A 12691-nucleotide genomic window follows, 5' to 3' on the forward strand; every position below is an offset into this window, starting at 1 on the left:
TCGAACGCGATTGCCAACATGCCGATGGTTCCGATGACGATTGTGCAAGCCGATTTTCGCGACCCTATGCTGACCGCCGATCAGGCTCGCGCGGCGCTCGATCTGAAGCCACACCCCGAGGGCGGCCATTATCGCGAGTTGTGGCGGGACGAGCCTCAAGTCGACGACGCCCCGCAAGCCAATAGACGGGGAGCAGCAAGCGCGATCCTGTTCCTGCTGGCTGCGGGTGAGCGGTCGCACTGGCATCGCGTCGATGCGGCGGAGATCTGGATCTGGCAGGCTGGCGCACCGCTGGCGCTTGGCATAGCCCACCCCGATGGAAGACGCGAAACGATCACTCTTGGCCCGAATGCGGGCGGCGGCGAAGCGTTTCAGGGCGTCGTTCCGGCCTTCGCCTGGCAGGAGGCGGTGAGCCTTGGCGCATGGACGCTGGTGAGTTGCATCGTGGCTCCGGCGTTCAGCTTCGAAGGCTTTGAACTCGCGCCACCCGGCTGGTCGCCGCAGACGCTCTGAACCGGAGCCGATAAAAAGAAAAGGACGAGGCGGCGGCCTCGTCCTTCGCACTTTGACTTTTCAGCAGTCGGGCATCAGTGCGGCAGGCCGCTGCCATCCGCAACCGATGTCTGGCCGATCTCCTTGATCTGCGCGGCGGCAAGCGCGGCGGCCTCGTCCCATTCGATGGGATCGAGCTTGCGGGTGAGCGCAATCGCCAGCACCTCGTCCATCCGCGCCACCGGGATGATTTCGAGCGCGTTCTTCACGTTATCCGGGATTTCCGCGAGGTCTTTCGCGTTCTCCTCCGGAATGATGACGCGCTTGATGCCCCCGCGAAGAGCCGCAAGCAGCTTCTCCTTGAGACCACCGATGGGCAGAACGCGACCGCGCAGGGTTATTTCGCCCGTCATGGCCACGTCGCGGCGAACCGGAACGCCCGTAAGGATCGAAACGATGGCCGTGACCATCGCCACACCCGCCGAGGGGCCATCCTTCGGCGTGGCGCCTTCCGGCACGTGCACATGGATGTCGCGCTTGTCGAACAGCGGCGGCTCGATGCCGAAGGCGATGCTGCGGCTGCGCACATAGGCGTTCGCGGCCTGAATCGACTCCTTCATCACGTCGCGCAGATTGCCCGTGACGGTCATGCGGCCTTTGCCCGGCATCATGACGCCTTCGACAGTCAGCAACTCGCCGCCGACTTCCGTCCAGGCGAGACCGGTCACGACGCCGACCTGATCCTCAAGCTCGGCCTCGCCGTAGCGGTATTTCTGCACGCCGAGGAAATCGTGCACGTTTTCAAGCGTGACATGCACCTTCACCTGCTTGCCGCTCTCGATCAGCTTCACGGCCTTGCGGGCAAGCTTGGCTATCTCGCGCTCAAGGCTGCGCACGCCCGCCTCGCGGGTGTAGCGGCGGATGACCTCGACGATGGCATCGTCATCGACCGTCCACTCGCCCGGCTGAAGGCCGTGGGCCTCCATCTGGCCGCGCAGAAGATGGCGTTTCGTGATTTCGAGCTTCTCGTCTTCCGTATAGCCCGCGAGCCGGATGATCTCCATACGGTCGCGAAGCGCGGGCGGAATGTCGAGCGTGTTCGCGGTCGTGACGAACATCACGTTCGAGAGGTCGTAATCGACTTCGAGGTAATGGTCGTTGAACTCGTGGTTCTGCTCCGGGTCCAGTACCTCAAGCAGCGCGGATGCCGGGTCTCCACGGAAATCCATGCCCATCTTGTCGATTTCGTCGAGGAGGAAGAGCGGATTGGTCTTCTTCGCCTTGCGCATCGACTGGATGACCTTGCCGGGCATCGAGCCGATATAGGTGCGCCGATGGCCGCGGATCTCCGCCTCGTCACGGACGCCGCCGAGCGACATGCGCACGAACTCGCGGCCCGTCGCCTTCGCGATCGATTTGCCGAGCGAGGTCTTGCCGACGCCCGGAGGGCCGACGAGACACAGGATCGGGCCCTTCAGCATGTTCGTGCGCTTCTGCACCGCGAGATACTCGACGATGCGGTCCTTCACGCGTTCAAGACCATAATGATCCTCGTCGAGCACGGCTTGCGCTTCTTCGAGATCCTTCTTGACCTTGCCTTTCACCCCCCACGGGATGGAAAGCAGCCAGTCGAGATAGTTGCGCACCACCGTCGCTTCGGCCGACATCGGGCTCATCTGCTTGAGCTTCTTCAGCTCGGCCACGGCCTTGTCCTTCGCTTCCTTGGACAGCTTCGTGTTCTCGATCTTCTCCTCGAACTCGGAGATATCGTCGCGCTCTTCGGAATCGCCGAGTTCCTTCTGAATGGCCTTCATCTGCTCATTCAGGTAATATTCGCGCTGGGTCTTCTCCATCTGGCGCTTCACGCGGCTGCGGATCTTCCGCTCGACCTGAAGCACCGAGATTTCGCTCTCCATGAGCGTGAAGACGCGTTCAAGCCGTTCCGACACGGACAGAAGCTCAAGAATTTCCTGCTTGTCGCCGATCTTGATCGCGAGGTGGGAAGCAATGGTGTCCGCGAGCTTCGAATAGTCGTCGATCTGGTTGAGCGTGCTCAGAACCTCGGGAGAGATCTTCTTGTTCAGCTTGACGTAATTTTCAAACTGACTGATCGCCGAGCGCGCGAACGCCTCGATCTCGTCCTGATTGCCGAGCGTCTCTTCGATGCGCTCGATTTCCGCCTCGAAGTAATTGTCGTTCGGAACGAAATCCTTGATGCGCGCGCGTGTCGTCCCCTCCACCAGCACCTTGACGGTCCCGTCGGGCAGCTTCAGCAACTGAAGCACGGTCGCGAGCATGCCCATCGTGTAGATGGCGTCGGGCTCCGGATCGTCGTCGCCCGCGTTCTTCTGCGCGGCGAGCAGGATCTGCCGGTCGGTGCGCATCACCTCGTCGAGCGCATTGATGGACTTCTCGCGCCCCACAAACAACGGAACGATCATGTATGGGAAAACGACGATGTCCCGAAGGGGAAGCACCGGAAAGATCTCGCCCTTGCCCGGCGCCCTGGGATTGTCGGTTGGATTCGTCATGTCGCTCTCCTCAATCCGACAGCGCAAAGGCCCGCTGTCATCATCCTGTAGCAGCCGGAGATCCCGGCCTTATGGCCGCCACCCGCGTCTCGCCGCCGCTCATCCGACAGTACATGCCGGATAAGCCGTCAGTCCATAGCGCAGTTATCAAGACGTTAATGGCCGCAGTAAAGGGAGCGCCGAAAACGGCGCTGCCTGTGCTTGGTGGGGTCCGATGAAAATAGGCTGAGACGGGCTTGCGGTTAACAAACCGTGTCATCAGGCACTCGATGATTCATCTAGTCGCTCGGCGTAAATCCGCAAGGGCTTGGCGTTCCCTTCGATCACTTCCGGGCTGATCACGACTTCCTCGACGCCTTTCAGGCTGGGAAGCTCGAACATGCTGTCCAACAGGATCGCTTCCATGATCGACCTGAGACCTCTTGCGCCGGTCTTGCGCTCGATAGCCTTGCGGGCGACGGATTTGAGCGCTTCGTTGGACAGCGTGAGCTGCACGCCTTCCATATCGAAGAGGCGCTGATACTGCTTCACGAGCGCGTTCTTGGGCTCGGACAGGATTTTCACAAGCGCGGTTTCGTCGAGATCCTCAAGCGTTGCCAGAACCGGCAGGCGCCCGATGAATTCCGGGATGAGACCGAACCTCAGCAGGTCTTCAGGCTCCACGCCGCGCAGGATCTCTCCCGTGCGCCGGTCGTCCTCCGAGGATACCTTGGCGCCGAAACCGATCGAACTCGACTTCCCACGCTGAGCGATGATCTTTTCGAGGCCGGAGAACGCGCCGCCGCAGATGAACAGGATGTTCGTCGTGTCGACCTGCAGGAACTCCTGCTGCGGATGCTTGCGGCCGCCTTGCGGGGGAACGCTCGCAACCGTGCCTTCCATGATCTTGAGCAGCGCCTGCTGGACGCCCTCGCCCGACACGTCGCGCGTGATGGACGGGTTGTCCGACTTGCGGCTGATCTTGTCGACCTCGTCGATGTAGACGATGCCGCGCTGCGCGCGGTCGACGTTGTAATCCGCCGCCTGAAGCAGCTTCAGGATGATGTTTTCGACATCCTCGCCGACATAGCCCGCCTCGGTCAGCGTCGTGGCATCCGCCATGGTGAAGGGCACGTCCAGAATGCGCGCGAGCGTCTGCGCGAGCAGCGTCTTGCCGCAACCGGTCGGGCCGATCAGCAGGATGTTGGACTTCGCCAACTCCACGTCGTTGTTCTTCGCGGAGTGATTGATGCGCTTGTAATGATTATGGACGGCGACCGAAAGAACGCGCTTTGCATAGTCCTGGCCGATCACGTAGTCGTCGAGGACCGTGCAAATTTCCTGAGGCGTCGGAACCCCGTCGCGGGACTTCACGTAGGAGTTTTTGTTCTCCTCGCGAATGATATCCATGCAGAGTTCGACGCACTCGTCGCAAATGAACACCGTAGGCCCTGCAATAAGCTTGCGGACTTCGTGCTGGCTCTTGCCGCAGAACGAGCAGTAGAGCGTATTCTTGGAGTCGTGACCCCTGCTTTCTTTCGTCATTGACCTACCTTAGCACCCACATGCCAGAATGTGGCGATGGATTGTGCCCGACTGATGACCGGAACAACCGTTCCCGGTTTATTCCGCACCCGCAAAGCCAGCGATCCACCGCCCTCCTCGCATGCTTCCCCATAGTCTTACGGCTTCTGGGGCGATTGTCCATAGCTTCGATTCGCAACTCTGCCCGAAGGCCGTCTGGGACGTTGGACTGCTTATACTTTCCAGTCCGTTAAAAATCATACCCGGACTTTCGAACGTGCCCGTGAAGCTCTAGGTCGGTCACGAACGTCCCGGATTTCCCGTTTCTTCGGCGGCGGCGCGCTTCGTCAGAACGTCGTCGATAATGCCGAACGCTTTCGCCTGCTCCGGAGACATGAAGTGGTCACGGTCCAGGGTGCGTTCAATGACTTCGTATGGCTGCCCTGTGTGCTTGACATAGATTTCATTAAGCCGGCGCTTGGTTTTCAGAATGTCCTCGGCGTGCCGTTCGATATCGCTCGCCTGCCCCTGGAAACCGGCCGAAGGCTGGTGAACCATCACGCGCGCATTCGGCAGCGCCCAGCGCATGCCGGGCTCGCCCGCGGCAAGCAGCAGAGAACCCATCGACGCCGCCTGACCGACGCAAAGCGTGGAAACGGGGGGGCGGATGAATTGCATCGTATCGTACATGGCGAGGCCGGAGGTCACATGGCCGCCCGGCGAATTGATGTAAATGTTGATTTCCTTCTTCGGGTTCTCGGATTCGAGAAACAGAAGCTGCGCGATCACGAGCGAGGCCATGTTGTCCTCGACGACCCCGGTCAGGAAGATGATGCGCTCTTTCAGTAGGCGCGAATAGATGTCGAAAGCGCGCTCGCCGCGGTTGGTCTGTTCGACGACCATGGGAACGAGCTGGCTTGTGTAGAATTCAACGGGATCGCGCATGGCGTTACTCCAGGCCGTGATGAGAGCCGAAGATGACTTCGTTCTGGGGAGAGCCCGCAGCACGCAAGGCGCGGGCGCGACCGAAGCCGGTGGCTTGTGAATTTGGTGCGGCACACGGGGTGCCACACCAAACATGGGATGATTTGAGCGGGAGCGCAACCGGTCGGTGGCGCGCGCTCATTCGAAAGCCGATCCCGTTGTCATCAACGCGATCACGATCCGTCCGGCATCATCCGCGCGAAAACTTGCGCGGCGCTGCCTTAGCCGTGCTTGTGCCCGGCGTGGTCGTGATCGTGATCGTGGTCGTGATCGCAATCGGGACCATGCACGTGCTCGTGTTCTTCTTCGATGCCGCCGTCAAGCAGGGCCTGCTCGCGTTCAAGCTCCGCCAGCGACTTCATCAATTCTTCGGGAGAAACCTTGTTCTCCTCCGTCTTCACGAGTTCGAGGACGAAGTTGATGACCTTTTCCTCGTAGACCGGTGCGCGGAGTTCGTTCAGCGCGTTCGGGTTCTTGCGATAGAACTCGATGACCTCGCGTTCCTGTCCAGGGAACTGGCGGGCGCGGTCGATGACGGCGCGGCGAATTTCCTCGTCGAGAATCTTGATCTCGTTCTGATTGCCGATCTCGGAGAGCACAAGGCCGAGGCGCACACGGCGCTCGGCGAGCTTCTGATATTCGGCGCGCGCCTTCTCTTCGGTCGAGCCTTCGTCCTCGAAGGTCTTCTTGGCCTGTTCGAGCTGACGGGTGATGCCGCGCCAGATGCCTTCGAACTCGCTCGTCACGAGGGTATTCGGCAATTCAAAGGAGTGACGCTCGTCCAGCACGTCGAGCACCGCCTTCTTGAGCTTTGCGCGCGTCGCACCGTCAAGCTCCTTCTGAAGCTGATCGCGGACCGCTTCTTCGAGCTTTGCGAAGGATTCGAGGCCCAGCGTCTTCGCGAACTCGTCGTCGGCCTTCGCGTCGACAGGCTTCGCGACGTCCTTGACGGTCACGTCGAAGACCGCGTCCTTGCCCGCGAGATGCGCCGCCTGGTAGTCCTGCGGGAACGTCACCTTGACGTCGCGCTGATCGCCCTTCTTCGCTCCGATCAGACCGTCCTCGAAGCCCGGGATGAACCGGCCGGAGCCGAGCACGAGGAACGCATCCTCGGCAGCGCCGCCTTCGAAGGGCTCGCCATCGATGCTGCCCTTGAAGTCGATGGTGAGGCGGTCGCCGGCCTCGGCGGCGCCATCCTTCGTCTCATAGGCTACATTCGCCTTGAGAAGACGGTCGATGGCGCCCTTGACGTCCTCTTCCTTGGGATCGGCGACATCCTTCGTCAGCGTGATCGCCTTAAGATCGGTGAGTTCGATCTTCGGCAGCACCTCGAAAGACATCGTATATTCGAGATCGGCCGCGCCATCGATCATGCGCTGAACCGCCTCGGCGTCTTCCGGGAGCTTGATGTCGGGCTGGAAGGCGGGGCGTTCGTTCCGCTCCTGAAGCGCCTTCGAGCTCGATTCGCCGACGGTTTCTTCCAGCACTTCGGCCATCACCGACTTGCCGTACATCTGGCGCACATGGGCAAGCGGCACCTTGCCGGGCCGGAAGCCGTTGAGCTTCACTTTGGATTTCAGGTCTTCGAGCTTCGATTCAGCCTTCACCTTCAGATCGGCGGCGGGCACGACGACCTTCAATTGGCGTTTCAGCCCGTCTGAAACAGTTTCTGTAACTTGCATTGTCCGGAATCTCGTTGGCCGTTGATCGGCGAAGTTATCGAAGCAACGGGAATCGTTGCCGCGGGCGCATTCGCCCCGCATCTGATCGTGTGAAATTGCATATCGCAGCCCAATCCACAAGGGCTGCATCAAGCACCCGTGGAAAAAACCACAACGTTCGGTCACACTTGGGCGGGCACGGGAGCGCCGCTGCGCGGACCCGTATCGACCTGAAGGTGTTATGCGGCAAGGTGTTATGCGACCGCGATTTTCGCGCTGAACCTCAGGAGCCGGGAGCATCCTTGTCGGGATCGAACGCCGTAACGGCGCTAACGTTTTTCCACGGCGCGCTCGCAAGACGCCTCGACCGGGCAAGCCGCGCGCTCCTCGAACCCGAAGACGGGCGCGCGATGGATTTCAGCCGCGCGGCCGGTGAACCGGCCCTCGGCCAGCCGACGCAGGTTTCATGGCGCGTATTCAAGAACCCGCTCACCGTCTTCATAGGCGGGGTGGCGGCCGTTATCCTCGAACTCGCGGAACCGCGCGTCCGTACCGGCGTGTGGGAGCACACGTCCTTTCGCACGCAGCCGCTGCGACGGCTGCGCCGGACCGGGCTCGCCGCGATGATGACGGTCTACGGTCCGGCTAGCGCCGCGCAAGCGATGATCGTGGGCGTCCGACGCATGCATGCCCGCGTGAAAGGCACGACGCCGGGCGGCGAGCCCTACTGCGCCGACGATCCCGAACTTCTCAACTGGGTGCAGGCGACAGCCGCCTACGGCTTCCTGCAAGCCTACCACACGTATTCCAAGCCGATCCCGCAGGCCGACCGGGACCGCTACTACCGCGAGGGGGAGACCGCCGCCCGCCTCTATGGCGCTACGCTGCCGCCCCGGTCCGAGGCAGAGCTTGACGCGGCGTTCGCAGCCATGCTGCCGCGCCTCGAACCATCGCCGATCATTTTCGAGTTTCTCGACATCATGCGCACAACACGCATCGTGCCGCCCGTGTCGCGGGCACTCACGCCCGCCGCCCATCTTGCCCAGCCGCTGTTCGTGCGCGCCGCAGTGAGCCTGACGCCGCCACGGATCCGCGAACGTCTCGGGCTTGGGCCAACTTACGGACTGCGGCCCTTTGAACGCGCGCTCCTTCATCAGGCAGCCGCGCTTGCCGACCGGATCGTGCTTCATTCGAGCCCTGCCGTACAGTCATGCCAGCGTCTCGGTTTGCCGGCCGACTTCCTTTACGCATCGCGCTGACGTCAGGCGGCCGCGAGAAAGGCGGGCAGCGCCACCTCCGGCAGCGGCTTCGCCATCACCTCGCGAATGCTCGCATCCGGCACGCCCAGCACGGAAAGCGCCGTGCTGATGATCCTGTCGGCGTAATCGTCGTCCACCTCGCCCGAAACGAGCTTCAGTGTCGCCAGCAGCAAGAGACCCGCGACGGTTTCGCGCGCCATGTCGACATCCTGATGCCTGAAGACGCCCTCTTCGATGCCCGCCGCGACGGCTCGCCGGATGAGGTCGCCGATACCGAAGCGGAAGTCATTCCCCGAGAGAACCGCGCGGATCATGAACCAACCCCACATGCGATCGGTTTTCGCGACGCGCAGCCAGACACGCACATCGTTGGCGAACGCTTCGACGCGGTCGCTTGTGAGACCGTCGAGGTTTTCATACATACCCTTCGTATGCAGGCGAAACGCCTCGATTGCCGCGCTGACGATGGCTTCCTTGGAGGGGAAATGATTGTAGAAGGAGCCGTAGCCGACGTCCGCCCGCGCGGTAATGTCCTGAATGACAAGCCCTTCGAGGCCGCGCTCGGCGACGATTTCATATGTCGCCCTCAGAAGCTTGCGGCGCGTGTCCTCCCGGCGCCGGTCGGAGCGGCTCTTCAGAAGGCGATGCGCCGAGGCACTTTCTTCAAGGGCGGGCAGTGCAGACTTGACCAATATCAAAGCTCCTTTAACTAAAGTTTATGGGACACGACTCTGAGACTTTTTTATGAACCGCGTGCATGGGCTTGGCGCCCACACCGCCGCGTGACATGATTCGCGCCCCGAAGCTCGCGCAGCCAACGCCGATCCGGAGATGAGACGTGCTTAAAATCGTCGGTGTTACGGGAAGCGTGTCCTCGCCCTCGCGAACGCGCTCTGTCGTCGAGGCGACGCTCGCCCGCGTCGGGGATGCGCCCGATGTCGAACAAACGCTCCTCGATATCGCGGAACTTCTGCCCTGGCTCGCCATCCGCTGCCGCGACGAGGCGGCGCCGCCTGTGATTCGCGCGCTTGACGCCATCGAGAAGGCGGACCTCCTCATCGTCGGCACCCCCGTCTACAAGGGATCGTATACGGGGATGCTGAAGCACCTGATCGATCTTCTCAACTACCCTGCCCTGCTCAAGACGCCGGTGGGCCTCATCGCGGTTGGCGGCAGCGACCGCCACGCGCTTGTCATCGAGCATGAGCTTCGCCCGCTTTTCGGATTCTTCGGCGCAAAGACGCTGCCCACCGGCATCTTTTTGTCCGACAAGACCATCGAGGGCGGCCGGATCATCGACGAAGCGGCAAACGCGCGCCTCGACCATCTCGTAAGCGAAGCGGTGCATGAACTCGATCTCGTCCGCCTCAGGAAAGCCAAGGCAACGACAAGTTAACGGGCCGTCCTGAAATCGCCTCGATAATGGCGGATGGCATGCATCCAATCTATCGAGGAACGTCATGATCATAAACGGCAGGCTGAGGTGGAAACTCCTCATCGGGCTTATCGCCGCGATCGCCTTCGACACGACGCTTCAAATCGTCTGGAAGACCGCCGTTCTGGACGCGCCGGAAGTCAACCTCTCGGTATCATCGACAGTGTCGGGAATTTTCGGAAATCCGCTGTTCCTCGGCGTCGTCGCCATCATGACGCTGCAATTCTTCAATTGGCTCATGGTGCTGGGTGAAGCCGATCTCTCCTATGCGAAGCCCATTGCGTCGCTTAGCTTCGCTTCCGTGCCGGTCACGTCCGTGCTGCTTCTGCACGAAACCTTCGATGCGGTTGAGGTGGCGGGTGTGATCTTCGTGATCGCGGGCGTCTTCTTCATCAGCCAGACAAAACCGCTCACAAGCGAACCCAACCTTTCATCCCGGCCCGAAGCATCATGAACGGCACCACCCTCGGAATCCTGCTCGTCGTCCTCTGCGCTCTTCTCGAAGGCATCGGGCAGGTGTTCCTCAAGAAATCCACCATGACGAAAATGCGCTGGTTCATGTGGATTTCGGCCGGCGTGATCGCGCTCGCCGCCGAGGCGCTGATCTACACCGAAGCGCTGAAGCTCCTCGATGTGAGCGTGGCCTTCACGATTTGCAGCCTGAACCTCATCGCCATCACCATCCTCTCGCGGTTCATCCTGCGCGAGGAAGTGACAAGGACGCGCTGGATCGGCGTCGGCCTGATTTTCGTCGGCGCGGCGCTGGTCATGACGCGCGCCTGACAGCCGGGTTCCGCCACCTCGGAAACCGTCGCTTCACGAGACATGCCGTCCCGAATTCGAGCATCGTCCGTTCTCTGACTCCAACCAAAAATCGCCGGAGCGGGATCCGATCGGGTTGATCCAGGCCGTCGATGGGCCATCCACATCTGCCGCGACGGACGCGGAAAAATGTCGGTTGATTGCGCTCGGACCGCAAAACGGGAGGCGCATGCACAATACGCAATCACCGGACCTTGTGTATGCAATACGTGCTTTCAAAAAGCTATATTGCATACAAATGCCGCGATCACGCTAACTTCAGAGCGTGCAACGCTTTTTAAGGAGGTGGTTGTTTCGCCACGTCATGCGTGTTTGCTAGCCTGAAAACAGGGCAGCAGGACGTGTCACCATGTCAGGAACAAACCATCTATTTTCAGAGCTGAGCGCGAATTGGGCCGATCTGGACAAGGTCGCGCTGGAGACGGGTGAAGGCCGACAGTTCCGTTACCGCGACATCCTCGCGCTGACCGCGCGGTTCGCGAACGCTCTCGTCGCGACCGGTGTCAAGCCGGGCGACCGCGTGGCCGTGCAGGTGGAAAAGTCGCCGGAAGCGCTGTTCCTCTATCTCGCCTGCGTGCGCGCCGGTGCCGCCTATCTGCCGCTGAACACGGCCTACACCGACGCCGAGCTTGAGTATTTTCTCGGCGACGCGGAGCCGACCGTCTTCATCGCCCGTCCCTCGCATGCCAACGCGCCTGCGCTTTGCACCAAAACGGGCGTCGCGGGCTGCTATACGCTCGGCACCGTAGGGGACGGCACGCTGATCGAGCTTGCCGCCGACAAGGCCGAAACCTTCGAAAATATCGCGCGCGGCCCGGACGATCTCGCCGCGATCCTTTACACGTCGGGCACCACGGGCCGCTCAAAGGGCGCGATGACGACGCACGAGAACCTCGCCTCGAATGCGCGCGCGCTCGCCGAATACTGGCGCTTCACGGACAAGGACGTGCTGCTGCACGCGCTGCCGATCTTCCACACGCACGGGCTGTTCGTCGCCTCGAACGTGATCTTCCGTTCCGGCGCGTCGATGCTGTTCCTGCCGAAGTTCGAGCCGAACGAGGTGTTCCGCCTGCTGCCGCGCGCGACAACGATGATGGGCGTGCCCACCTTCTACACCCGCCTCATCGACGACCCGCGCCTCTCCCGCGAGACGACGAAGGACATGCGCCTGTTCATCTCTGGCTCGGCGCCGCTTCTCGCCGACACGCATCGCGCCTTCGAGGAGAAAACGGGCCACCGCATCCTCGAACGCTACGGCATGACCGAGACGAACATGATCACGTCGAACCCGTATGACGGCGAGCGCGTGCCGGGTGCCGTCGGCTTCCCGCTGCCGGGTGTGGCGGTGCGCATCGCGAACCCGGAAACGGGCGAGCTTCTCGGCGCCGACGAAATCGGCATGATCGAGGTGACGGGGCCGAACGTATTCATCGGCTACTGGCGCATGCCGGAGAAGACCGCGTCCGAGTTCCGCGACGGCTGGTTCATCACGGGCGACCTCGGCAAGATCGACGCGTCGGGCTATGTGCATATCGTCGGGCGCGGCAAGGATCTCGTGATCACCGGCGGCTACAACGTCTATCCGAAGGAAGTGGAAAGCGAGATCGACGCGCTGCCGGGTGTGTTCGAAAGCGCCGTCATCGGCGTGCCACACCCGGATTTCGGTGAGGGCGTGGTTGCGGTCGTCGTGAAGACGAAGGACGCCACCACAGACGAGAAGACGATCCACGATGCGCTGAAGGTGAGGCTCGCGAACTACAAGCTGCCGAAGCGCGTGTTCTTCGTGGACGCCCTGCCGCGCAACACCATGGCCAAGGTGCAGAAGAACGTGCTGCGCGACACGCACAAGGATCTGTTCAGGAGCTGACGCCACCCGACTCGACGCGTCACCCGTCGAAAAGAAAAATCCCGTGCGCGCCGTACTGGAAGGGGACAGGGCGCGTCACGGGATTTAGGGCGAAGGGCTTTTCCCTTCGCGTTCGCGCCATCTCCCTGCCACGGGAA

General features: G+C 61.6%; 11 protein-coding genes. 6 read left to right on the plus strand and 5 right to left on the minus strand.

Annotation, left to right across the window (positions count from 1 at the left end):
* Window positions 1-24 precede the first annotated feature (24 nt).
* A complete protein-coding gene (locus EK416_RS10815; RefSeq protein WP_245434096.1) occupies window positions 25-513 on the plus strand; it encodes a cupin domain-containing protein in 489 nt (162 codons plus the stop codon).
* 74 nt (window positions 514-587) lie between these two features.
* On the opposite strand, the gene lon is transcribed toward EK416_RS10815, so the two are convergent.
* From lon to tig, 4 genes are all read right to left on the minus strand, one after another.
* On the minus strand, window positions 588-3023 hold the full coding sequence (lon, locus tag EK416_RS10820; RefSeq protein ID WP_127077505.1) for an endopeptidase La: 2436 nt from the start codon (window positions 3021-3023) through the stop codon (window positions 588-590).
* A 258-nt stretch (window positions 3024-3281) separates the two neighbouring features.
* Window positions 3282-4547: an ATP-dependent Clp protease ATP-binding subunit ClpX gene (gene clpX / locus EK416_RS10825; protein ID WP_127077506.1), complete on the minus strand. Its 1266-nt coding sequence runs from the start codon at window positions 4545-4547 to the stop codon at window positions 3282-3284.
* A 279-nt stretch (window positions 4548-4826) separates the two neighbouring features.
* On the minus strand, window positions 4827-5471 hold the full coding sequence (locus EK416_RS10830; RefSeq protein WP_127077507.1) for an ATP-dependent Clp protease proteolytic subunit: 645 nt from the start codon (window positions 5469-5471) through the stop codon (window positions 4827-4829).
* 260 nt (window positions 5472-5731) lie between these two features.
* Complete coding sequence (gene tig / locus EK416_RS10835) at window positions 5732-7192, minus strand: trigger factor (protein ID WP_127077508.1); 1461 nt, start codon at window positions 7190-7192, stop codon at window positions 5732-5734.
* A gap of 281 nt (window positions 7193-7473) precedes the next feature.
* Between tig and EK416_RS10840 the strand changes: the two genes are divergently transcribed.
* Window positions 7474-8430, plus strand: a complete 957-nt coding sequence (locus EK416_RS10840) for an oxygenase MpaB family protein (RefSeq protein ID WP_127077509.1) — start codon at window positions 7474-7476, stop codon at window positions 8428-8430.
* A gap of 2 nt (window positions 8431-8432) precedes the next feature.
* On the opposite strand, the gene EK416_RS10845 is transcribed toward EK416_RS10840, so the two are convergent.
* Window positions 8433-9122: a TetR/AcrR family transcriptional regulator gene (locus EK416_RS10845; protein WP_164729987.1), complete on the minus strand. Its 690-nt coding sequence runs from the start codon at window positions 9120-9122 to the stop codon at window positions 8433-8435.
* A 146-nt stretch (window positions 9123-9268) separates the two neighbouring features.
* Between EK416_RS10845 and EK416_RS10850 the strand changes: the two genes are divergently transcribed.
* The 4 genes from EK416_RS10850 to EK416_RS10865 all read left to right on the plus strand — a co-directional run bounded on the left by EK416_RS10850 (window position 9269) and on the right by EK416_RS10865 (window position 12554).
* Window positions 9269-9826: an NAD(P)H-dependent oxidoreductase gene (locus EK416_RS10850; RefSeq protein WP_127077511.1), complete on the plus strand. Its 558-nt coding sequence runs from the start codon at window positions 9269-9271 to the stop codon at window positions 9824-9826.
* Between the two features lie 64 nt (window positions 9827-9890).
* Window positions 9891-10319 (plus strand): DMT family transporter, encoded by a 429-nt coding sequence (locus tag EK416_RS10855; RefSeq protein WP_127077512.1) that lies wholly within the window; start codon window positions 9891-9893, stop codon window positions 10317-10319.
* A complete protein-coding gene (locus EK416_RS10860; protein ID WP_127077513.1) occupies window positions 10316-10648 on the plus strand; it encodes an SMR family transporter in 333 nt (110 codons plus the stop codon). Before EK416_RS10855 ends, EK416_RS10860 begins: the two co-directional genes overlap by 4 nt.
* 388 nt (window positions 10649-11036) lie before the next feature.
* Entirely contained in the window at window positions 11037-12554 is a 1518-nt protein-coding gene (locus tag EK416_RS10865; protein ID WP_127077514.1) for a malonate--CoA ligase, read from the plus strand.
* Window positions 12555-12691: the final 137 nt, after the last annotated feature.

This window comes from Rhodomicrobium lacus, from assembly GCF_003992725.1.
Lineage (GTDB): Bacteria > Pseudomonadota > Alphaproteobacteria > Rhizobiales > Rhodomicrobiaceae > Rhodomicrobium > Rhodomicrobium lacus.

Bases quoted from the DNA above. Each gene is read 5' to 3' on its own strand.
- tig (WP_127077508.1), bottom strand. From the start codon at position 7,192: ATGCAAGTTACAGAAACTGTTTCAGACGGGCTGAAACGCCAATTGAAG.
- lon (WP_127077505.1), bottom strand. From the start codon at position 3,023: ATGACGAATCCAACCGACAATCCCAGGGCGCCGGGCAAGGGCGAGATC.
- EK416_RS10865 (WP_127077514.1), top strand. From the start codon at position 11,037: ATGTCAGGAACAAACCATCTATTTTCAGAGCTGAGCGCGAATTGGGCC.
- clpX (WP_127077506.1), bottom strand. From the start codon at position 4,547: ATGACGAAAGAAAGCAGGGGTCACGACTCCAAGAATACGCTCTACTGC.
- EK416_RS10860 (WP_127077513.1), top strand. From the start codon at position 10,316: ATGAACGGCACCACCCTCGGAATCCTGCTCGTCGTCCTCTGCGCTCTT.
- EK416_RS10830 (WP_127077507.1), bottom strand. From the start codon at position 5,471: ATGCGCGATCCCGTTGAATTCTACACAAGCCAGCTCGTTCCCATGGTC.
- EK416_RS10855 (WP_127077512.1), top strand. From the start codon at position 9,891: ATGATCATAAACGGCAGGCTGAGGTGGAAACTCCTCATCGGGCTTATC.
- EK416_RS10815 (WP_245434096.1), top strand. From the start codon at position 25: ATGGTTCCGATGACGATTGTGCAAGCCGATTTTCGCGACCCTATGCTG.